Annotated in this window: 18 protein-coding genes; 6 read left to right on the top strand and 12 right to left on the bottom strand. The window is 58.5% G+C overall.

Annotated elements, in window-relative coordinates:
- Positions 1-50 precede the first annotated feature (50 nt).
- Both CIC07_RS11915 and xerS read left to right on the top strand, forming a co-directional pair.
- Positions 51-1,184 (top strand): metallophosphoesterase, encoded by a 1,134-nt coding sequence (locus CIC07_RS11915; RefSeq protein ID WP_076356055.1) that lies wholly within the window; start codon positions 51-53, stop codon positions 1,182-1,184.
- A 156-nt stretch (positions 1,185-1,340) separates the two neighbouring features.
- Positions 1,341-2,426, top strand: a complete 1,086-nt coding sequence (gene xerS, locus CIC07_RS11910) for a tyrosine recombinase XerS (protein ID WP_076356057.1) — start codon at positions 1,341-1,343, stop codon at positions 2,424-2,426.
- A 45-nt stretch (positions 2,427-2,471) separates the two neighbouring features.
- Here xerS and CIC07_RS11905 read toward each other — a convergent pair whose 3' ends face one another.
- Positions 2,472-2,978: an ADP-heptose synthase gene (locus tag CIC07_RS11905; RefSeq protein WP_076356059.1), complete on the bottom strand. Its 507-nt coding sequence runs from the start codon at positions 2,976-2,978 to the stop codon at positions 2,472-2,474.
- Between the two features lie 156 nt (positions 2,979-3,134).
- On the opposite strand from CIC07_RS11905, the gene CIC07_RS11900 reads away from it, so the two are divergent.
- Positions 3,135-4,112 (top strand): YpdA family putative bacillithiol disulfide reductase, encoded by a 978-nt coding sequence (locus CIC07_RS11900; protein WP_076356061.1) that lies wholly within the window; start codon positions 3,135-3,137, stop codon positions 4,110-4,112.
- Between the two features lie 116 nt (positions 4,113-4,228).
- Here the strand turns inward: CIC07_RS11900 and CIC07_RS11895 are convergent, their stop codons facing one another.
- The 4 genes from CIC07_RS11895 to CIC07_RS11880 form a co-directional block, all read right to left on the bottom strand.
- Positions 4,229-4,882: an MOSC domain-containing protein gene (locus tag CIC07_RS11895; protein ID WP_076356063.1), complete on the bottom strand. Its 654-nt coding sequence runs from the start codon at positions 4,880-4,882 to the stop codon at positions 4,229-4,231.
- A 232-nt stretch (positions 4,883-5,114) separates the two neighbouring features.
- Positions 5,115-6,731 (bottom strand): amino acid permease, encoded by a 1,617-nt coding sequence (locus CIC07_RS11890; protein WP_076356065.1) that lies wholly within the window; start codon positions 6,729-6,731, stop codon positions 5,115-5,117.
- A gap of 111 nt (positions 6,732-6,842) precedes the next feature.
- On the bottom strand, positions 6,843-7,451 hold the full coding sequence (locus CIC07_RS11885) for a DUF3298 and DUF4163 domain-containing protein (RefSeq protein ID WP_076356067.1): 609 nt from the start codon (positions 7,449-7,451) through the stop codon (positions 6,843-6,845).
- A 68-nt stretch (positions 7,452-7,519) separates the two neighbouring features.
- Positions 7,520-8,242 (bottom strand): phosphonate ABC transporter ATP-binding protein, encoded by a 723-nt coding sequence (locus CIC07_RS11880; RefSeq protein ID WP_076356069.1) that lies wholly within the window; start codon positions 8,240-8,242, stop codon positions 7,520-7,522.
- A 177-nt stretch (positions 8,243-8,419) separates the two neighbouring features.
- On the opposite strand from CIC07_RS11880, the gene CIC07_RS11875 reads away from it, so the two are divergent.
- Complete coding sequence (locus CIC07_RS11875; protein WP_076356071.1) at positions 8,420-8,638, top strand: hypothetical protein; 219 nt, start codon at positions 8,420-8,422, stop codon at positions 8,636-8,638.
- Positions 8,639-8,929: 291 nt separating this feature from the next.
- Entirely contained in the window at positions 8,930-9,679 is a 750-nt protein-coding gene (locus tag CIC07_RS11870) for an HAD family hydrolase (protein WP_076356073.1), read from the top strand.
- A 93-nt stretch (positions 9,680-9,772) separates the two neighbouring features.
- Here the strand turns inward: CIC07_RS11870 and CIC07_RS11865 are convergent, their stop codons facing one another.
- The gene (locus CIC07_RS11865; RefSeq protein WP_076356075.1) at positions 9,773-9,967 is read right to left on the bottom strand and encodes a hypothetical protein; all 195 of its coding nucleotides are present in this window, start codon (positions 9,965-9,967) and stop codon (positions 9,773-9,775) included.
- Between the two features lie 202 nt (positions 9,968-10,169).
- On the opposite strand from CIC07_RS11865, the gene CIC07_RS11860 reads away from it, so the two are divergent.
- On the top strand, positions 10,170-11,966 hold the full coding sequence (locus CIC07_RS11860; RefSeq protein WP_076356077.1) for an ABC transporter substrate-binding protein: 1,797 nt from the start codon (positions 10,170-10,172) through the stop codon (positions 11,964-11,966).
- Positions 11,967-12,047: 81 nt separating this feature from the next.
- On the opposite strand, the gene CIC07_RS11855 is transcribed toward CIC07_RS11860, so the two are convergent.
- The 6 genes from CIC07_RS11855 to lpdA all read right to left on the bottom strand — a co-directional run bounded on the left by CIC07_RS11855 (position 12,048) and on the right by lpdA (position 20,762).
- Positions 12,048-14,582 carry a DNA topoisomerase 3 gene (locus tag CIC07_RS11855; protein WP_076356078.1) on the bottom strand — a complete coding sequence of 845 codons (2,535 nt, stop codon included), beginning with the start codon at positions 14,580-14,582 and terminating at the stop codon, positions 12,048-12,050.
- Between the two features lie 45 nt (positions 14,583-14,627).
- Positions 14,628-15,752, bottom strand: a complete 1,125-nt coding sequence (locus CIC07_RS11850; protein ID WP_076356079.1) for a glucosaminidase domain-containing protein — start codon at positions 15,750-15,752, stop codon at positions 14,628-14,630.
- A gap of 236 nt (positions 15,753-15,988) precedes the next feature.
- Complete coding sequence (locus CIC07_RS11845; protein ID WP_076357014.1) at positions 15,989-17,476, bottom strand: glutamate synthase subunit beta; 1,488 nt, start codon at positions 17,474-17,476, stop codon at positions 15,989-15,991.
- A gap of 209 nt (positions 17,477-17,685) precedes the next feature.
- Positions 17,686-18,180 (bottom strand): dihydrofolate reductase, encoded by a 495-nt coding sequence (locus tag CIC07_RS11840; protein ID WP_076356081.1) that lies wholly within the window; start codon positions 18,178-18,180, stop codon positions 17,686-17,688.
- The gene (gene thyA / locus CIC07_RS11835) at positions 18,177-18,971 is read right to left on the bottom strand and encodes a thymidylate synthase (RefSeq protein ID WP_076356083.1); all 795 of its coding nucleotides are present in this window, start codon (positions 18,969-18,971) and stop codon (positions 18,177-18,179) included. Before thyA ends, CIC07_RS11840 begins: the two co-directional genes overlap by 4 nt.
- Positions 18,972-19,346: 375 nt before the next feature.
- Positions 19,347-20,762 carry a dihydrolipoyl dehydrogenase gene (gene lpdA, locus CIC07_RS11830; RefSeq protein ID WP_076356085.1) on the bottom strand — a complete coding sequence of 472 codons (1,416 nt, stop codon included), beginning with the start codon at positions 20,760-20,762 and terminating at the stop codon, positions 19,347-19,349.

The raw sequence follows: 20,762 nt of genomic DNA, 5'->3' as shown, positions 1-20,762 counted from the left end.
TCCAAAGGGATTTCAGCGCGGACAATGAAAAGGAGCTGCCAGAGGTCAACATGAATGTTAAAAGAAGCGCAGGCGCCGCCGTATTTATCCTCCTCTACGCGGCCATTACCTATTATATCGGGTGGTCCGCATCCGCATTCATGGGATCCTACCATGTCCAGACAGGCTGGATTTGGCTTCCCGTCATCTTCTTCGCCCTTTCCTACTTTGCCGCCATGGGGCTGATCCGCGTGTGGGATTCTGCGCTGGTGCGCGGAGTCAAAGTCGTTTCTTCCTTCTATGTCGCGATTCTAGAATACTTGATTTTACTCCTTCCCGCCGCCGGGTTGATCGGGCTCGTATGGAACGCCGCTGGCGGCGATACGGATGCTTATGTCCATGCAGCCGGGTGGACGGTGCTGGCGCTGCTTGCGATGCTGCTCTTCTGGGGATCCCGCAACGCATGGAGTCCTGTCGTCAGGGAACATACGCTTGAGATCGCCAAATCCGTGCCTGGACGAACCAGCATCCGCATCATGGTCGCATCGGATATCCACCTGGGCAACATCGTCGGCAACAGGCATCTGCGCAAGCTCGTGCGCAAGGCCGAACAACTGAAGCCGGATCTGATCCTGCTCCCCGGCGATGTCATCGACGACAGCGTCAAGCCGTTTTTGCGCAACAATATGGCCGATACGATCCGCGGGCTCAAAGCCCCGCTCGGCACCTACGCCGTGCTCGGCAACCACGAGTATTACGGCGGCCATATCGATGAGTATGCGGCAGCCATGGCACAAGCCGGCATTCCCGTCCTGCAGGACGAGCTGGTCGAGACCGGCGGCGTCTTCATCGCCGGACGCAAGGACAAAACCGCGGAAAACCCGGCCTTCGGCGGCCGTCTTTCCGTACAGGAGCTTGTAATCGGCGCCGATCCATCCGCCCCCTTGATCGTCATGGACCATCAGCCTTACGCCTTCGACAAGGCCGCGGCTGCCGGCGCCGACCTCCTGTTGTGCGGCCATACCCACCGGGGCCAGTTCGCTCCCAACCATCTTGTCACCCGCCGCCTGTTCGAGCTGGATTGGGGATACATGATCAAGTCCCGGATGCATGTGCTCGTTTCTTCCGGCTTCGGAACCTGGGGTCCGCCGATCCGGCTGTTCAGCCGCAGCGAGATTCTTCATATTACCGTTCACTTGGTTTAAGCGTTGACTTGAATACGATGTTCAGGTACAGGCCTTTTTCCGGCCTGTTTTTTTATTCCTTCAATATGGTTTACATAACTATCCTTACAATTAGATGATTGTTGGAAATGTCCGGGCTTGATAAAATAAAGTTCAAGACTGGAGGCCATTCATGCCATGAATATTTTAAAGATAAAAGACCGTCAAGAGCTCGACCGGCGCGTCCCCTCCATGCCCTGGTATGTGGAGAAGTTCATCAACTACAAGCTGCCCGATCTCTCCCCCTCTTCCTTACTTGAATACGTGCGGGATTACGAGACCTTCTTCGGATGGATGATCGCTGAGGGCTTGTCCAACGGCCCCGCCCTTCGGGATGTTGCCTTGGTGGAGCTGGAGAAGCTGCACATGGACAGCATCGACCATTACCGGATGCATCTGGCTTCCCGCCCCGAGCACGCCAATACGCGGACGACGATATCCCGGAAGCTGAGCTCTCTCCGCTCGCTGTTTCATTACTTGAGCCAGATCGCCGAGGATGACGACTTCTACCCGCTGCTGAAGCGGAACATCATGGCCAAGGTCGCGATCAAGCGCACCCACAAGCCCAAGGATACAGCGGCGAAGCTCGAGGGAAAGCTGCTGCAGGAGGAGGAAATCTCCGAATTCCTCCACTATGTCCGTGCCGGCTACGGCGCCGATGTGGCGAACAACAAGCAGGCTTTGTCGGCCTACGAGCGCAATTCCGTCCGGGATGCATGCATTGTCAGCCTCATCCTCCACTCCGGACTGCGTGTCTCCGAGGTCGTCAATCTCAACGTCGATGACATCGATCTCAAGAAAAAGCTCACCTACGTCTACCGCAAAGGGAGCAACGACGACACCTTCAAGACGCCTGTCTACTTCCGCCAGGAGGCGCTCGACGACCTGGACGGTTATATCCAGCTCCGGGACAGCCGTTATAAGGCGCCGCGCCGCGAGAAGGCGATGTTCCTCGCCATCGCGAACGGCAATCAGGAGGGCTCGCGCATGACGAAGAGGGCCATCCAGCAGATGGTCCTCAAATACGCCAAGCGGTTCGGCAAGCCTTATTTGTCCGTCCACAAGCTCCGGCATTCGTTCGCCACCGACTACTATTTGCGCAACGACCTGTACAAGACGCAGGAGCAGCTCGGCCATGCTTCCCCGGACACGACTCAGATCTACGCGCATCTGACCGACAAAACGATGTCCGAGGCGATCGACCGGAACAAAAAAGAGGAATAGCCCGCGCTCCGCGGGCTGTTCCTCTTCGTTGGCGCTTCCGCCCCGTTAAAGCTGCGGCGCCTCTTCCAGCGCATAATCGAAATCCTCGATGTCGAATACAAGCACCGGCACCTCGGCCTCGATCAGCTTATCCTGGAACTCGTACTGATCCGACAAGAGCGGAATCTGCAGCTTGGATGCCGTCAGCAGCAGCTCTGTCTCCACAGGATCGAAATAATCTCCGTAATGCGCATTGTCTACGGCATTCACGACCGTGAATTGAATCCGTTCATCCAATATAAGCGGAGAGCTTTCCCTCCACGGCACTTGGAGAGCCCTCTCGATTTTTTTGCGGTTCAGCGAATCCTCGAAAAATTGGATCAGCTCGGCCACTTTGCCTCGTACGAACACATCCTCGGCCGGATCGTCCATGATCGGCTCCGTGCTGTCCTTCATTTCGTAGAGTTCCAGAATGGTGGAATAAGGCAGCACGAAGTCGACCGGCAGGCTCGGAACGAGCAGCTGTCCGTAGGTCGCTACCATGACCGCTTCAATGACGAATCTCCGCCGCATCCCAGATCCCCCCTCACCCAATAAACTTTTGAAATCAATGAATTCATTATACATGAAATAGAGGCGCCGTACACAGAGGCGCTTGCACAGCTTGCCCCTCCCCGGCTTGAATTGTACAATATAGGTTACAGTTGCAGGATCGGAGGTCGTCAGCAAGTGCAAGAAGAAGAAATCATCATCGTCGGAGCCGGCCCCTGCGGCTTGGCCGCAGCGGTCGAATTCCAGAGCCGCGGCATCGGCTCCTTGATCATCGAGAAGGAGAACATGGTCCATTCCATCTCCCAATATCCTACTTACCTGCAATTTTTCAGCTCTCCCGAAATGCTCGAGATCGGCGGCATGCCGTTCACGACCGCGATGGAGAAGCCCTCCCGTCTGGAAGCGCTGAATTATTACCGGACCGTGGCGCTGCGCAGCGGCGTACGCGTGAATGCCTATGAAACGGTCACATCGATTACAGTCCGGCCGAATGGCGGGTTTGTCCTGGAAACCGATGACCGCTGCGGGGAAAAGCAGGTTTATTCAGCCAAAGCCGTCGTCGTGGCGACCGGATATTTCGATCATCCGAACCGGCTCGGCATCCCGGGAGAGGAAATGGGCAAAGTATCCCATTTCTTCCGGGAAGCCCATCCTTATACCGGCATGGAGGTCGCCGTCATCGGCGGCAGCAATTCCGCCATCGACGCGGCGCTCGAGCTGAACCGCGCCGGCGCCAAGGTGACGGTCGTCTACCGCAGACCGGACTATTCCCGATCGATCAAGCCGTGGGTCCGCCCGGTCTTTGAAGGCCTGGTCGCCAAGAAGAAGATCCGCATGCTGTTCAGCTCCCAGGTCATCGAGATCAAGCCCCGCGCCCTCGTCGTTCAGGATGAGGCCGGCATCCGCGAGCTCGACAACGACTTCGTGCTCGCTCTCACCGGCTTCCATCCCGACCGCGAGTTCCTGATGTCGGCCGGCGTCGCTATCGAGGCAGAGGGCTACCCCCGCTTCGACGAGGAGACGATGGAAACCGATGTTCCCGGCATCTATCTCGCCGGAGTCGTCGCTTCCAAGCATCAGGCCAATGAAATCTTCATCGAGTCGGGGCGTTTCCACGGGCAGCGCATAGCGGATCATTGGCTCCGCACACGCTGAACCAGAGTTTGGACCGTTTTTCGTCTCACCCGGGTTCGATTCAGGGCTGATTTGGATTTTCTTCCTTTTCAGCCCTGGTTTTTTTATTTGGACATATAAGGTTTACATAATTATGCTTACTTGTTCATCTTATCGATTCGCGTCGTCAAGGTTTCTTTCCAGCTGCTGGAAAGCTCGGGGATCGCTGCCAGCCTGCCCATTTCCGCCTCATCGGTTTTGTGCAGGTAATAGATGACATTGGCTGCCGCCACGCTCATCCCGTGTTCCGGCCTGCCGACAAGCGTCAAGATGTCTCCGGCCTGAATGTCCCCTTCCCGAAGAACGCGCAGGTAGAATCCTGTTTTGCCTGTCTGCTGCACCTTCGCCGGCAGGTCGGCTTGTCCATGCCGCAGGCCGAGCTTGAAGCATGGCTGCCGCGGCTGGCTTGCCTGCAGCAGCGCCGTTCCGGCCGCCAGAATATCCCCGATGACGATATCCTGCTCCGTAACCCCTTCCAGGGTGACGTTTTCCCCGAAAGCACCAAACTCGAGCCGCTTGGCCAATTCCTTCTCCCAATAAGGATAATGATCATAAGCATAAACGCATATGGCCTTGTCAGGTCCCCCATGATGCTCAAGATCTCCTTGGCCGTCGCCTTCCGGGCCTGTCCATCCGACTCGGACCGCTCCCTCGCGCGGAGTTTTGCGTATTGCCGTCGTGATTGTCTGCCTGCCGTAGGCCATCTCGACCGGCAGCCCGGTATTGACGGATGCGATTGTTCCCAATTTCATGCAATTCCCCCCTTTTTCAGGCTTCATTATAATGGATTGACGGAGGGAAAGATATGGCTGCGGGCAGCCGAGCTCTCTCGTTTCGACATTCAGGCCGGATTGACGACAACGGCTGTCGAACTTTTCTCCATCTTGTTGCTTTGTGCGCTTCCCCGGGAAATAGAGAGCGGGAAATGAGCCATTTCCCGCTCTCTCGGCGGTCCGCGCCGCGCCTTGTCCCGTTCTGGCTGGGTTATTGGGGATGATACCTCTCCATCCGCAGCAGCTCTTCCTGGCTGAGCCTCATTCCCTTCTCCATGCCCTCGTAGCGACGTCTGCCCAGAAGCAGGAACATGCTTCCGGAGACGAGCAGCCATGCGGCAGCGGCTGCAGCCGCGGCAGGAGCCGCAAATACCGCTGCGGCCATCATCGCGACAAGCGCCGCGACGGCGAGAGGCTTCGCATAGGAGCCCGCTCTCCCGAGCGACCAGAGCGGCTGCATCGCCGCCAGCTTATCCTTCCCTTCCCGCGTCATCGACAAGACGAGCGGAATCAGCTGGGCACCATGCTGAAGCAGGATCGCCAGCGCCAGCAAAAACAGGACGGCGCCCGTCATCGCATTCATCAGCATGCCGGCCGCCAGCGCCAGCAGAGCCGCGCATGCCGCTGCAGCGCATGCTCCCCAGGCGAAGGTCCTGCCCTTGCGAACGATCGAGGACAGCTTCCTGCTGAAGGGCAGCGCCTCGTCACGCGAGAGGCTTCCGGCCAGCCTGCTGGCAGCGAACAGCACCGATCCGCCGGATGCGCAGAGGCTGATCCCCACTGCGGCGGCCGCTGCCGCCCTCCAGCCGCCTCCCCAAGGCGCTGCCGCCTGCAGAAAGAAGTCATGCTCCGCTCCAAGCGGGAGCTTGAGAAGCGCCATGGCAGCCAGCCCAAGCAGGATGAACCCGCTGACGTATACATAAGCCCCCGACAGCACATGCCCCCAAGGAAGCCTGATTCTCGGCTCGACCGTCTCTTCCGGCAGATGCTCCGCCGTCGCCGACCCCATGAACATCCGGTAGAGCAGGAGCAGCCCCATGGTCCATCCCGCTCCTGCGGCTCCCGGTTCTCCGGCTGCCGCGAGCGACCCGGCGGAATAGAGCTTCTCCAATCCGAAGGAGGGCCACAAGTAGGCCGTCATGACGGCGATCACCGCTGCGACCGCTGCGATTTGCAGCAGCGCTGCGTTTTTTTGCAGCATAGAGAAGCCGTAATTGCCGAACAGGCACAGAGACAGCTGGATCAGCATCAGGACGGCAAACAGCATGGCCGCGCCTGCTGCATGGCTCCATCCGTTCCAGGGAGCCAATAAGCCCTGAATCCAGTCCGCTGCCGCCAGATTCACGAACGCCAGCATGCTGATCTGGCCGCCAAGCTGCAGCCAGCCCGTCAGGAAGCCCCTCCCTTTGCCGCCCAGAAGCAGCGCCGCATGATAGCCGCCCCCGGCTGAAGGAACGGCCGACATCAGCTCCGCCTGGGCGGAATGGACCGAGAGCGCCAGCAAGCCGAGGACGGGCCAAGCCCATACGAGCAGCCATTCGCTGCCTGTGTTCCATGCGTAAGCGTAGAACAGCGCCGCTCCTCCCAGCAGCGACAGGGCATTGAACGAGACGCCGAAGGCGGCGAACGGTCCGAAAGCGCGTTTCAGCTGCTGCGGGATGCCTAGCCTGTTGAGCTCCCTCTTGTCCTGCATGAACTGGATATAAGCAGCGTAGCGAGTCATGGAACGATACCCGCTTTTCCTGAGTCCGTTCTCCGCCGCTGCTGCGGCGGCGAGCCAAGCGACCGCCACCAGGCAAAACAAAGCAAATCCCGTCCACATCAGCATGCTCCATGCCCCCTGTCCGTATCGAGTGTCTTTCCGTCGTCTTCAAGCAGGCGCTCGCGGCAAACAACCCGTCGCCTGTCGACAGGCGCGGGCAAGCAGGAATTCGGACCGTTAATTTTCATTCATCACGGATAAGGGGCCTTCGTCGGCGACAATGTCGGACAGGTCATAAACGGAGATCGGAAAATAGGGGAAGCCGTACACGTATGGGGTGATTTCGTAAATGCTGAACCAGATCACGAGGGCGCGGTCCGCGATGTAGTAATCCTGATCGGCCCGGATGCCCTCGAACGGCTGCAGCAGCTCGATCTGCCGGCTCTTGATCTGCGCTGCCACCAGCGCGCTCAGCCTGGCTCTGTAATCGGATCCCGGCTTGAAGAGGCTGGCGAGCTTGCGCGGATGGCCGTCTGCAGCCATGAAGGTAAGCGACTGCTGCAGCGTCAAGCCATGGGCTCCGCCCGTGAAGGCATAGTTGAAGAGAGAAAGGCTGAATACGCCTCTCTCATTGGTTTTGACTTCATAATAAGCGATCATTTGGGAGGACGGGTCGGCCAGGGAGCCTTGATCTTCGATCATCTGGCGGACGGATCTGCGGATGGCGGAATTCATATGCGCCGCAGCCAGCTCCCCGCCTTCCAGGCTGACGACGGGAATGAACAGCTCTGTGCGGAGCCTGGTAACCTTGGTCGTGTGGACCGATACGGGAGGCTCGAATGCCATGGGCGCCACCTGCTTCCTGCATGGGATCTTTGCTCCTATCCTATGCGGAGCCGATCCCCATTCATGCTCTAGAGCAGCATTTTCTCCTTGCTCGTCAGCCGTCTCCCGCTCACTTGCAGCACCAGCTTGCCTCCGCTCAGACCAAGTATCCGGTCGGCGAACCTCTCCGCCCAGTCGCCTTGGTGAAGGACGGCTATGACGATGAGGCCTTGATTTTTGCACAGCTGCTTGAGGTCGGCCAGCACCTGTTCACCGGCATGCGGATCGAGGCCGGAAATCGGCTCGTCCAGCAGCAGCACCTTGGCGCCGTGCACTAGAGCGCGGGCGATCGCGACCCGCTGGCGTTCGCCTCCGCTCAGCTTGTCCGCCTTGCTGTGCGCCTTGTCCAGGAGTCCCACCTTCTCGAGCATGTCCATGGCTCCCATGTAATCGTCATTGCGGACCATGCCCGTGGCGCGGCGCAGAAGCGAAGCCTGTGCGGCCGATCCGATCAAGACGTTTTTGAGAGCGGTCCGGTTGGCGCTGAGGAAAGGCTTCTCTTCGACGAGCGTCACTTCCTTGCGGATGCGCATCCTTCCGATCGCCGATGTCGGTATTTGCCTGCCGTCCATCTTATAAGAGCCCGATGTCCAGCCTTCCTGGAGAGCCAGGCATTTAAGCAGCATCGACTTGCCGCTCCCGCTGCCGCCCTTGATCGCGATGAATTCGCCTTCATCCGCGCGGAAGCTGATATCGTCCAGCACGAGAGGTCCCGCCGGAATCTGTTTCTTGAGATGGGCTATATGGATCATGGAAGTTGAAGCACTCCTTTGGCCGCTTCCGGACAATTGCCGGCAAGCTCTGGGTTGTCCAGCTTATTCCTTCAGTGTACGGGATAAAAATTCCTCTTTCCACCCGAACAAATGTTTGCTATAATAAAAACAGAACAAATGTTCCTAAACCTCTCTTTCCCGAAGGAGTGAGTTCACATGAGCTGCGAGCATTTCCGCTTTGTTGAGCGTCATCGCCCTTTCCGCGATCTGACCTTCAAGTTCTATGACGACGGGCGTCTCACCATTATCGACAACGAATCCGAATCCATCGTAACTCCCAACGACCTTCGCGGCGACAGCCGGGACTTCTATGTCCGCAAGCGGATCGCCTTCATCAAGAAGGATCTGCAGAGCAAGGTGCAGAAGTACGCCTGATTGTTGCCGAGCCTGCGCCGGGATTCGTATTTCAAGCTTCTCACCGATTGAGCTTCCTTTCTTCAATCGTCCTCATAGATCGGCACCATGACCTAGCCCCATTCGGGGCTTTTTTCCGTTCTCCTTCCTTCTATCCTGTCGCTTGCTCGAGCTTGCAGCGGCTTCCCGCGGACAGGGCGGCATCTGCATTCAGGAGGCCATCCCCCAGGCTGGAATTGACTGCGCGCATTCCCTTGCTGTAGATTGGATGAAAATAGATCCACGCAAGCTTACAAAAGGGGTTAGACCATCATGAACGCGCCAATCAGACAAACGATCCTGTTCGATCTCGACGATACGCTCATCCATTGCAACAAATATTTCAATCTGGTCATCGACCAGTTCGTGGATGCCATGAGAACCTGGTTCCACGCTTATCCGGACATGACGGAAGCTGCAATCCGCCGCAAGCAGATCGAAATCGACATCGCCGGCGTGCAGGCATCAGGGTTCAAGAGCGACCACTTTCCGCAATCCTTCCTCGACACCTACGTCGACTTTACCCGGTTGACCGGCAGGCCGGAGGATTCCGACGAGATCGACCTGCTCTGGAGCATGGGACAGAGCGTCTACGAGCAGGAGGCGGAGCCCTATCCCGATATGGAGGAGACGCTTCTGCGGCTGAGGGACGAAGGACATGACCTGCATCTCTATACCGGGGGCGAGCCGGCGATCCAGCGCCGCAAGGTGGACAGGCTTCGCCTGGACCGCTACTTCGGGGACAGGATCTATATCCGCCAGCATAAGAATATCGCGGCGCTGGAGCAAATTCTGGCGGATGGGCAGTTCGACCGCCCGAACACTTGGATGATCGGCAATTCCATCCGGACGGATGTCGTGCCTGCATTGACCGCAGGCATCCATACGATCCATGTGGAAGCGCAGACCGAATGGGAATACAACAACATCACCATCGAGGTCGTGCCGCAAGGCGCTTTCCTGCAGCTCCATCATCTGAGAGATGTTCCGGATGGCATCCAGCGCTACATCCTGGGCAACTAAAAAAACGAAGGGCATGGTTCAACCGGTTTTATCGGTTAAGCCATGCCCTTCGTTTTTTGCTTGCTTTCGCTTCGGCTTGCCGCATGCGGCCGCTCATTTCTTCATGCCCATGAACAAGATCATGGCGTGGACCGGTTTCCATACTTGGCGGCTAGCTTTGCCCATATAATCGGTCCGGTTGGGTTCGACAGCCTGTTTCCAGATCGAATCCGCGTGTTTCCTCTCGTGGTTGGACTGGTGGAATCGTTTGATTTCCAGTTCGCTTCGGTATACCTGCTCGTAATTCATTGTCAGCGACACTCCCTGTTTTCGTTATCGGCCGAATCTGCATCGTTCCTGCCGTTGAATCAAGTATCTCATGACATAACAGGAACAAAAAGTGTACAATAATTTCAAATGACTTCCTCTTTTACAGCTTGGAAAGGGCTTCCATTCCTTGATGCCGCTTGCATGAAGGGTCATATCGAGCGAAAAGGAGAAATCTGCGCGCATGCTCAACGCCGAACGATACTTGCTGCTGCTCAACCGGTTCCAAATCGAAGAGCCTGACACTGAAGCCGAAACCGCTCTGGACGAGCTGGCCGAGCTGTTCCACTGCACCGAGCGCAATGTGAAGCTCATCGTGCGCAAGCTCGAGGAGGAAGGGTGGATCCGCTGGATTCCGGGCAAAGGAAGGGGCAACCTCTCCAAGATCTCTTTCCTGAAAAGCCGGGAACGCTTCCTGCTCGACATCGCCAAAGAGCTTGCTTCGGATGGGGATTACCAGAAAGCCTTCCAGCTGCTTCAAATCCATGGCGAGCATACTTCCGTTCGCGACCGCTTTGTCGAATGGCTCAGCGGACATTTCGGATCGGACCGGATCGAGGAAGGCTCTCCCGCGCAGCGGGATGTGTTCCGTCTTCCCGTCTACCGTCCCCCTTATTCCCTTGATCCCGGGAAGCTGTTCTTCGCCTTCGACTCCCATTTGATCCATCAGATTTTCGACCGGCTGCTCGGATTCGAGGCTGACACCAAATCGCTCGTACCCGGTCTGGCCCATTATTGGGAAAGCAACGACTCGGCGACGGCATGGACGTTCCATCTCCGCAAAGGCGTCCGCTTCCATCATGGGCGGGAGCTGAACGCATCCGACGTCTGCTTCACGCTGAGCAGGCTGGCCGACGGGCAGCCCAACCGCTTCCTTATGGAGTCGGTCGAGGCCATCACGGCTCTGGATTCGCGGACCGTCCGGATATCGCTGAACAAGCCCAATCGCCTCCTCCCCCGCCTGCTGTGCTCCGGGGCCGCTTCCATTCTCCCGGCCGATCTCGTCCAGGAGGACGAAAGCCGCTACTGGACGCTTCCATCCGGCACAGGTCCGTTCCGGGTCGACTGCTGGACATCCGACCGGATCGACTTGTCTGTCCACGAGTTGTACTACCAGGGAAGAGCTTATCTGGACGAGGTTCAGATCGCCTTCATGCCCGAGGACATCCCGCCCGAATTGAGGCTTAAATGGGGGCAGATCATGGCCAGCGATTCCCGCATGGCTTCCAAGGACGAGCAAGGCTGGGGCATGATCAGAACCGTCCATCAAGGATGCACGCTGCTCAGCTGGAACCGGCTCAACGGCGGGCCGCAGCAGTCGCTCGCCTTCCGGCAGGCCGTCGGACTTTCCATGGATCGGGTCGGCATGATCGGCGCCGGCGGCGAACTGAGCTATCCGGCGTATGGCTTTTTCCCTGTTCCAGGCGCAGAGCTGGCGGCAGAGCGCTACGAACCGGATACAGCCATCCGGATGCTGCAGGAGGACGGGTACGACGGCGCTCCCATCAAGCTGCTGACAACGAACCAGCATGCCAAGGAAGCGCTTTGGATCAAGGACCGCTGCGGGGAGCTCGGCATTCCCGTCGACATTCGCTGCGAGCCGCACAAGATCGTGCATACGAGCGATATCGTCAAGGAGGCCGACTGCATCCTGATGAGCCTGGTCATGGCCGAGGAGGAAGTCGGAGAGCTGGAGACCTACCTGCAGGAGCACAGCTATATCCGGCAGCATCTGGATCCCGCACTGGAACGATGGATCCGCCGGGTGACCGATGCCATTCTTGCTTCGGATCGGCGCGAAACGCGGCGAACCCTGTTCAACCAGATCGAGCAGCGGCTGATTCAAGAAGGCCAGGTGCTGTTCCTGCAGCATCGCTCCCTCAACACCTATGTGCATCCTTCGGTCCGCGGAATCGGCATCAATACGTTCGGCTGGATGGACTTCAAGGATATCTGGCTTGTCTCCGATAATCCGGTCTGACTTCACCATGAAAAAGAACCTCATCCCCTCTTCTTGGATCAAGAAGAGGGGATGAGGTTTATTTATGGCCTTAAATGTCCGTCATGTCCATTCCACGACGGTATCGCCGGTGCGGGCATCCTTGATCCGCAGCCGGCCCTTGGCGCTTCCCTCCGGACCGGGGAACGCGGCTGCGGCCGTGCTGCCCTTGGCGAGAAGCGATTGCAGCATGGCCGGCGTCAGCGTCCGGCCATGCTGTTCTTTCCAGAGGACGAACTTGCAGCCGTCCCGGAACCGGGAACAGCCGTAACCCCGCTTGCCTTCGACGATGCTGCCGCCGCAGCTCGGACAAGTTCCGAGCGGCTTCAGACCGGCGGATGAGGTCTGCTCTGGCGAGGAGGCTTGTCCGGATCGGTATGCTTCATTGGAAGAGGCTCTTCCTGCTCCTGACGAAGGACCGACTGCCCCTGCGGGAGCTGCCCGCGCAAATTCATCCTTCGGCAGATATGAATCGGTTGCCGCAGCGGACGATCGGACGGAGACGGAATCCTCCGACTTCCCGCTGCGCCCGGCACCTAAAGACGCTGAGGAGCTTGAGCCCGTCCCGGAGCGGGATGTCCCCGCTGCTGTGCGGCTCGTGCCTGTTCCGGAGCGGGAAGCTCCGGCTGCTGTGCGGCTCGTGCCTGCTCCGGAGCGGGAAGCTCCGCTCCCCGCAGCCGCCTTGCCTCGCCGCGAGCCGCCGCCCTTGCCGGCCGGCTTGCCCCGCTCCGGCTCGGCGAACGTTCCGGCCGGCGCTGGCGCCTGCTCCGCTACCTTCTGGACGATCATCCGGGCGAACTGCTTGACCTGCTCCATGAACTTTTCATCGGAGGCCTCGTCCCTGGCGATCTGGCTGAGCCGGCGCTCCCATTGTCCGGTCATGACCGGCGAAGCCAGCAGCTCCACGCCGGCTCCCCGAATCAGCTCGATGGCCGCGCAGCCTTTCGCTTCGATCTCCAGTTTCTTTCCGCTGGCACGGATATAACCTACCGTCTTCAGCCGCTCGATCGTCGCCGCGCGCGTCGCCGGAGTTCCCAAGCCGCTGTCCTTCATCGTCTCGCGCAGCTCTTCGTCCTCCATAGCCCTGCCGGCGCTTTCCATCGCTTTGAGAAGCGTTCCTTCCGTATAGGACTTGGGCGGCTGCGTCGACTTCTCTTCGGCTTTGGCCTGCCTGCACAGCACCGGCAGCGATTCGTCGACATGGAAGGACGCATCGGTCAGCTCCTGCTCTTCCTCGTCTCCGTCCTCGTCCTGCTTGACCTTGCCCTTGCCGCGCTTGGGCTTGTCCTCCGTCTCGACAGCTCCCTGGGTCACCTTCCATCCGGGATCGAGCAGCTGCTTGATGCGGGTGCGGAACGTCTCTCCCTCCACCTCGGTCAGCACCGTATGATTGAGGTACAAGGCCGGTCCGTAATAATGGGACAGGAAACGGCGAACGATAAGATCATAGATCTTTTTTTCGTCCGGACTCAGCGCGCCTGGTTTTTTGGGTGTCGGCAAAATCGCATGGTGATCCTCCACCTTGGCCGGATTGCAGACGGCTTTGTTGCCTTTATGTACCCGGGACCTGTCCGCCCCGGCGGCAAGCTCCGCATACTCGGTTCCCCGCAGCATGTCGAGCGCCTTGCCCATGACGGGAACCGTTTCTTCCATCACATAGTTCGAATTCGTTCTCGGATAGGTGATGACCTTATGCTTCTCGTATAAGGCCTGCGCCACATCAAGCGTCTTTTTGGCGGGAAAGCCGTATCGCCCATTGGCCTCCCGCTGCAGCAGCGTAAGATCATGCAGGCGGTAAGGATATTCCTTGCTCTCGGCCTTGTCGTAACGCATGATTGTCCCTTTTTTTCCTTTGACCTTGGCTGCGATGGCTTCCGCCTTGATCCCGTCCGCAAGCTTGTCGCCTTGCCAGATCCCGCTGTATTTGGAGCTTTTTTGATCAAAGGAAGCCTTGATCTTGTAATACGTTTCCGGCTTGAACGCCGCGATCTCCTGGTGGCGGTCGTACAGCAGCGCCAGCACCGGCGTCTGAACCCGTCCTACCGACAGCAGCGACTTATGGCGGATCGTGAAGGCGCGCGAGGCGTTCATCCCGATCAGCCAGTCGGCCTCGCTGCGGGCCTGAGCCGCCCTCGTAAGCGGCGCGTACTTCTCTTCGCTGCCCAGCTGGTCGAATCCCCTGCGGATCGTCTCCGGCGTCAAATCGGATATCCACAGACGGTCTACGGGCTGATGGAGCTTCAAATACCGGCGGATCAAATGGAAAATAAGCTGCCCCTCCCGCCCTGCATCGCATGCATTGACGAGACGTCCGCATTTGCGGGCGAGCTCGCCGATGACCTTAAGCTGGTCGCGGGTGCGGGGATTGGGGGACAGCCTGAACGTATCGGGAATGATGGGAAGATCCTGCGCCTGCCATTTTTTGTACCGGGGATCGTAATCATCCGGTTCCGCGAGGCCGACCAGATGCCCGATCGCCCACGTGATGATATAACGCTCGCCTTCGAGATGCGTGCGGCGGTTCGTCGCCCTAGGCTCGATCGCGGACGCGATATTGCGGCCCATATCCGGCTTTTCTGCGATAATCAATGTCTTCAAGGAACCGCCTCCTTTTATTCCGGGTGGTCCTTGGCCAACAATTCGTCAAGCGGCAACCTTTTCCTGAAGCATCGCGAAAATCTGGCGGACGCCGCGGGACCACTTCGGGTCTTCCGCGTATTTGCGGTTGATCCATGTCAAGGGATCGGCATTCTCCGGCCTGTTCTTGCTCAGGTTGACGACGGTCTTGGCTGCGATCCGCGAAGACTCCTCGATGCTCGTGTTGAAATCCTGCCAGCTGTAATGCACATTGAACGGATTGTTGGCCATCTTGGCCGCGCGCTTATGGTCGTCGGGCACGAAGCTCTGTTCTTGGCCGGTAATGGCGAACAGCAGCAGCGGATGCACGTTGTACTGCTTGGCGGCCGCGATAATGGCGTTCATGTAACGGGGCTTGGCCAGCATCGACGAGCGGCTCTCCAAATAAGCCGTCAGGCGCTCCACTTCTATATCGGCATATTGCAGCGACTGTGGAAGCTCGTTCTTGGCTAAAGGCGCAGCAGGCGCGGATTGCGCCTTCTTGGCGGCAGGCTGCGCCTTGGGAGCCGGGACGGCCGCCTCTGCGGCGGCCGCGACGGGAATCGCGGCGGCATGATGATGGAACAGCGACCAGCCATATACAAGTGTACCTCCAAGAAGCATGACGGACAATACCGCCATCATCAGAACCCGCGTGCTGCTGCTTCCCAGCAGGGAGGATTCTCTTTTGGCGGACGGCTCGGAGACGGTCTCCGGCAAGTTGAGATGATCCGCCACGGCCGCCAGCAGCGCTTCTTCGCGTGACGCCGCGAACGGCCTGACGCGTCTGAGAATGCGCTCGAATTCGGCATGCTCGAGCGACACGTCCAGCTTTTTCTCCACCCAGTTCATCAGTGGACGGGCGATGCGCTGATCGCGGAAGTTGAGGTTCAGGCAGGCGGCAAAAATATCGTCGCTTTTGACTATGCCCTCTTTGGAGACAATATGGGTACGGATCAATCTTGCCGTCAGCTCTTTCTTGATGGTTTCGGCGAAATCAGGGAGCTGTTGGAAGATGATTCGGCGAATGGCGTCGGATAGAATTTCAGAACGTTCACTTTGAGGTTTGTCAAAGTATTTCACATCGATAAAGGTTCTGATATGGTGAATATCCGCCGGCGTCAAGACAGATGCGCCTTCGGTTGCGTTCACGGGCAGTCTCTCCTTTAGGTATATAGACTTATGGACAATACGAATATTGTACCATAGGTCCCGCCGTGCAGGCTGCTCCACATTCTGGCTCTTCTCCCGTCTCTCCTCCTGGACACCCGGACGCCATTCCATCTGGCCACTCCATCTGACGCCGGTTTTCTTATCTTCCGTTCCTTTTCGATGGAAAAAGAAAAAGCGCCGGGAAGGCGCTTTTTAAAGCCGTGCAGAGAGAATCATTAAGGCAGCATCGTCGTTCCCATCAAATAACGGTCCACTTCGCGTGCGGCTTCACGGCCCTCGTTGATGGCCCAGACGACGAGGCTTTGTCCGCGGCGCATGTCGCCTGCTGCGAATACCTTGTCCACGCTTGTGCGGTAATCGCCTTTGCGGGCCTTGACGTTCGTGCGGCGGTCCTGCTCGACGGAGAACGCATCCACAAGCGTGGATTCCGGTCCTTCAAAGCCAACGGCGACGAATACGAGATCGGCCGGCCATACTTTTTCGGTGCCGGGAATTTCCTTGTAGATCTTGCGTCCGGTCTCGTCGACCGTGCGCTCGATCTGAACCGTATGCAGCTCCTTGAGCTGGCCGTTCTCGTCGCCGACGAACTTCTTCGTCAGGACGGAGAAGGCGCGAGGATCTTCGCCATAGACCGCCTTGGCCTCCTCATGGGCATAATCGAGCGTGTACACGTTCGGGAACTGTGGCCAAGGGTTGTTGATGCTGTCCCGCTCCAGCGGAGCCTTGGCATGCGTGCCGAACTGGGTGACGGACTTGCAGCCATGTCGCAGAGCGGTCGCGACGCAGTCGGTGCCGGTGTCCCCGCCGCCGATGACGATGACATCCTTGTCCTTGGCCGAGATGTAGTTGCCGTCTTCCAGACCGGAATCCAGGTAGCTCTTGATCGTTCCGTTGAGGTAGTCCATCGCAGGGTGGATGCCTCCGAGGGTGGAGCCTTCGATGTCTACTCCGCGGGCTTTGGTGGCGCCGCCGCAAAGGACGATGGCGTCAAAGCCTTCCAGAAGCTCCTCCGCTCCGATATCCTTGCCGATCTCCGTGTTCGTGACGAAGCTGACGCCTTCGGCTTCCATCAGATCGACGCGGCGCTGCACAATGCCCTTGTCGAGCTTCATCGTCGGAATGCCATAGGTGAGCAGGCCGCCGATCCGGTCCGCGCGCTCGTAGACCGTCACGGTGTGGCCGGCTTTGTTGAGCTGCGCGGCGCAGGCCATTCCGGCAGGTCCGGAGCCGATGACCGCAACTCGCTTGCTCGTGCGCATCTTCGGAGGCTGCGGGACGACCCAGCCTTCATCGAAGCCGCGGTCGATGATCGCCTGCTCGATCGTCTTGATCGTCACGGAGTCGCCGATCAGGCCGACCGTACAAGAGCCTTCGCATGGCGCCGGACATACGCGTCCGGTGAATTCCGGGAAGTTGTTCGTTTTGTGGAGGCGCTCCAGCGCTTCGCGCCATAGGCCGCGGTAGATCAGATGGTTCCATTCCGGAATCAGGTTGTTGACAGGGCATCCGGAAGCTCCTCCGGCGATCTCCATGCCGGTGTGGCAGTAAGGAGTGCCGCAATCCATGCAGCGGGCTCCCTGCGTGCGCAGCTGGTCTTCCGGCAGATGCTTGTGGAACTCTTCCCAATCCTTGACCCTCTCGAGCGGGCTGCGGTCCGCAGGCAGCTCGCGCTTGTATTCCATAAAACCAGTAGGTGTCGACATCTTGCCCATTCCTCCATCCGTAAGGTCCCTATCGTTAAGTCATCTGTCTGTCGGCTCTAAAGGACGCAGCCCCGAATGCCGCTGCCGGAATAAGCATAAAGTTGCATTCCGGCGCATACTTTGTACCTCATCGTAGCATTGTTGACCGGTCGACCATAATGGAGAAAGCGTACAATCATTTGCACTTTGTCGCATGACAGCAATAAAGACTATTCCTTCACCCGTTCATAACGGTTGAAGCGGTAGGCAACTCCCAGCCTCTCGTCGCCCTTGCCGGGACAGGAATCCGCGAGCTTCCATTCTTCCTCGCGGAAGGAAGGAAAGAAAGCGTCTCCGCCCCCGAAAGAAGCGTCGATCTCCGTAAGCAGCAGGCAATCGGCATGAGGCAGCAGCAGCTCGTAGATCTGCTCGCCGCCGATGACCATCAGCTCCTCGCCCTCCGTCTCCAGCTGCAGCGCCGCATCCAGGGAATGCACCGTCTCGGCTCCTTCCGGCTTGAAGCCGGCATCCCGGGTCAGAACGACGTTGCGCCTGTTCTTGAGCGGCCGGCCGCCGAACGACTCGAACGTCCTGCGTCCCATCAGCACCGTCTTGCCCATCGTCCGCTCCTTGAAGTAGTTCATGTCTTCGGGAAGCTTCCACGGAAGGTCGTTGCCGCGCCCGATCAGGCGGTCGCGGTCCATGCAGGCGATCATCGTGATCATATGGCGACCTCGGCCTTGATCGTGGGATGATGCTGGTAGCCTGCGATCTCGAAATCCTCGTAGCGGTAATCGAAGATGGATTCCGGACGCCTCTTCAGCACCAGCTGCGGCAGCGGATGCGGCTCCCTGGTCAGCTGCAGCTTCACCTGCTCCAGATGATTGCTGTAGATGTGGACGTCTCCGCCGGAATAGATCAGCTCGCCGGGCTCCAGATCGCATTGCTGCGCGATCATATGGGTCAGCATCGCATACTGGGCGATGTTGAACGGAAGTCCTAGGAAGGTGTCCGAGGACCGCATCGTGAACATGCAGTTCAGCTTGCCGGCAGCAACCTGGAACTGAAAGACGAAATGGCATGGCGGCAGCTTCATATTGTCCACCTCCGCCACATTCCAGGCGCTCACCATGTGGCGGCGCGAATCGGGATTGGTGGAGATGGATTCCACGACTTTCTGGATCTGATCGTGGACCGTGCCGTCCTTCCCTTCCCATGCCCGCCACTGGGAGCCGTACACAGGCCCGAGATCGCCGTTCTCGTCCGCCCATTCGTTCCAGATGCGCACTCCATTCTCCTGCAAGTAACGGATATTGGTGTCTCCGCTCAAAAACCACAGCAGCTCATGGATGATGGACTTCACATGCACCCGCTTGGTCGTCACCAAAGGAAATCCCTTCGACAGATCAAAGCGGAGCTGCCTGCCGAAGACGGCGATCGTTCCCGTGCCCGTCCGGTCGGAACGCTCCGTGCCGTTGTCCAGGATATCCTGCAAAAGCTCCAAGTAATTTTTCATGCAACCTTCCCCTTTGTCCCAATCTGTCTATAACCCGGCTTTGAAAACCTTTTTCCTATTCTACCATCAGCAGGCGAGTTTTGTCTCCATTATGCAAGGAAAAGTCGCAAGAAAACGATCGAATCGACTTATAATCCTTTGGCGCGGTAACGATTAGGGGCAATAAAGGATTTTTCGCAGGAAGGAATAGCCAAATAAGAAAAACCGAACAAGCAGCATCATGCGCTCCAGGCGCATCGAAGCGTTTTGAGGCAGCCGCCCTCTCGCAGGCCAGGCACATCGCCCTACCCGCCTGCTCCCCGACAAAACAAAAAACAGCCGGCACGCGGGGTGCCGGCTGTTGCTGCATGCCGCCGGAAATCGGCGGCGGTTCGATTACTTGACGAAAACGTGGATTGGGTGGCCGAGAGCCACTTCCGCCGCATCCAGCACGATTTCGCCGAGCGTCGGGTGGGCATGGATCGTAAGAGCGATGTCTTCAAGCGTAGCGCCCATCTCGATCGCCAGGCCGAGCTCGGAGATCATGTTGGAAGCTTCGATGCCCGCGATGTGGGCGCCGAGCACGAGGCCGCTGTCTTTGTCGGCTACGATTTTGACGAAGCCTTCTCCAGCGTTCAGGGAAAGAGCGCGTCCGTTCGCTGCAAACGGGAATTTGCCGACTTGGACGTTGTAGCCTTTGTCCTTGGCTTCCTTCTCCGTCAGGCCGACGCTTGCGCATTCCGGATCGGAGAAGCAGACCGCTGGCATGCACTTGTAGTCGACTTTGCTCGGCTCTCCGCCGATGACTTCAGCCGCGACGCGGCCTTCATACATCGCTTTGTGGGCGAGCGCAGGACCGGCAACGATGTCGCCGATGGCGAAGATATGCGGAATGCTCGTGCGTCCTTCGTCGTTGACTTCGATGAGGCCGCGGTCCGTCATCTTGATGTTGATGAGGTCAAGGCCAAGCTCTCCATCGGTGTTCGGACGGCGTCCGACCGTTACGAGCAGATAGTCGGCAGTGATCTTCTCTTCCTTGTCGCCGACCGTGTACGTGACCGTGACGTCCTTGTCGGTCTGCTCGGAGCTTTTCGCCATTGCGCCGGTGATGATGTCGGCTTTTTTGGCTTTGAGCTTCTTCGCCACGAGCTGGGACATGTCTTTGTCGAAGCCGGGCAGGATGGAGTCGGAGCCTTCGAGGATCGTCACCTTCGTGCCGAACTTGCTGTACATCTGGCTCAGCTCGATGCCGATGTAGCCGCCGCCGATGACAACGAGGCTCTTCGGAATCTCAGGCAGCGTCAGAGCTCCCGTGGAGGACACGATGCGTCCGCCGAACGGGAATGCCTTCAGCTCGATCGGACGGGAGCCAGTCGCGATGATGCAGTTCTTGAACCGGTAGCGCGGCGCTTCCTGATCGTTGAAGACGCGGGCTTCGTTTTCGTTGATGAACATGACTTCGCCGGCAAAGTACTGGACTTTGTTGGCTTTCAGCAGGCTGGCTACGCCGCCGGTCAGCTTCTTGACGACGCTGCCGCGGAACTCCTGGATTTTGGACCAGTCGACCTTCACGTCGGCGGCCGTGATGCCGATCGCTTCGGAGTGGCTGACCGTGTCGTACTGATGGGAAGCCGAGATCAGAGCCTTGGAAGGAATGCAGCCGACGTTCAAGCAGACGCCGCCTACATATTCCTTATCCACGCAGAGGACGCTCTGGCCGAGCTGAGCGGCGCGAATCGCCGCTACATACCCGCCGGGGCCTGCACCAATTACCAGTGTGTCGATATCGAGAGATGGATCTCCTACTACCAT

It is taken from the genome of Paenibacillus sp. RUD330, assembly GCF_002243345.2.
Classification (GTDB): Bacteria; Bacillota; Bacilli; order Paenibacillales; family Paenibacillaceae; genus Paenibacillus_O.
Note: the sequence above shows the minus strand (reverse complement) of the source record. Positions and strands in the feature narration are given on the sequence as shown.

Bases quoted from the DNA above. Each gene is read 5' to 3' on its own strand.
- CIC07_RS11895 (WP_076356063.1), bottom strand. From the start codon at position 4,882: ATGAAATTGGGAACAATCGCATCCGTCAATACCGGGCTGCCGGTCGAG.
- CIC07_RS11870 (WP_076356073.1), top strand. From the start codon at position 8,930: ATGAACGCGCCAATCAGACAAACGATCCTGTTCGATCTCGACGATACG.
- CIC07_RS11915 (WP_076356055.1), top strand. From the start codon at position 51: ATGAATGTTAAAAGAAGCGCAGGCGCCGCCGTATTTATCCTCCTCTAC.
- CIC07_RS11840 (WP_076356081.1), bottom strand. From the start codon at position 18,180: ATGATCACGATGATCGCCTGCATGGACCGCGACCGCCTGATCGGGCGC.
- thyA (WP_076356083.1), bottom strand. From the start codon at position 18,971: ATGAAAAATTACTTGGAGCTTTTGCAGGATATCCTGGACAACGGCACG.
- xerS (WP_076356057.1), top strand. From the start codon at position 1,341: ATGAATATTTTAAAGATAAAAGACCGTCAAGAGCTCGACCGGCGCGTC.
- CIC07_RS11885 (WP_076356067.1), bottom strand. From the start codon at position 7,451: ATGGCATTCGAGCCTCCCGTATCGGTCCACACGACCAAGGTTACCAGG.
- CIC07_RS11860 (WP_076356077.1), top strand. From the start codon at position 10,170: ATGCTCAACGCCGAACGATACTTGCTGCTGCTCAACCGGTTCCAAATC.
- CIC07_RS11890 (WP_076356065.1), bottom strand. From the start codon at position 6,731: ATGCTGATGTGGACGGGATTTGCTTTGTTTTGCCTGGTGGCGGTCGCT.
- CIC07_RS11845 (WP_076357014.1), bottom strand. From the start codon at position 17,476: ATGTCGACACCTACTGGTTTTATGGAATACAAGCGCGAGCTGCCTGCG.
- CIC07_RS11880 (WP_076356069.1), bottom strand. From the start codon at position 8,242: ATGATCCATATAGCCCATCTCAAGAAACAGATTCCGGCGGGACCTCTC.
- lpdA (WP_076356085.1), bottom strand. From the start codon at position 20,762: ATGGTAGTAGGAGATCCATCTCTCGATATCGACACACTGGTAATTGGT.
- CIC07_RS11875 (WP_076356071.1), top strand. From the start codon at position 8,420: ATGAGCTGCGAGCATTTCCGCTTTGTTGAGCGTCATCGCCCTTTCCGC.
- CIC07_RS11905 (WP_076356059.1), bottom strand. From the start codon at position 2,978: ATGCGGCGGAGATTCGTCATTGAAGCGGTCATGGTAGCGACCTACGGA.
- CIC07_RS11865 (WP_076356075.1), bottom strand. From the start codon at position 9,967: ATGAATTACGAGCAGGTATACCGAAGCGAACTGGAAATCAAACGATTC.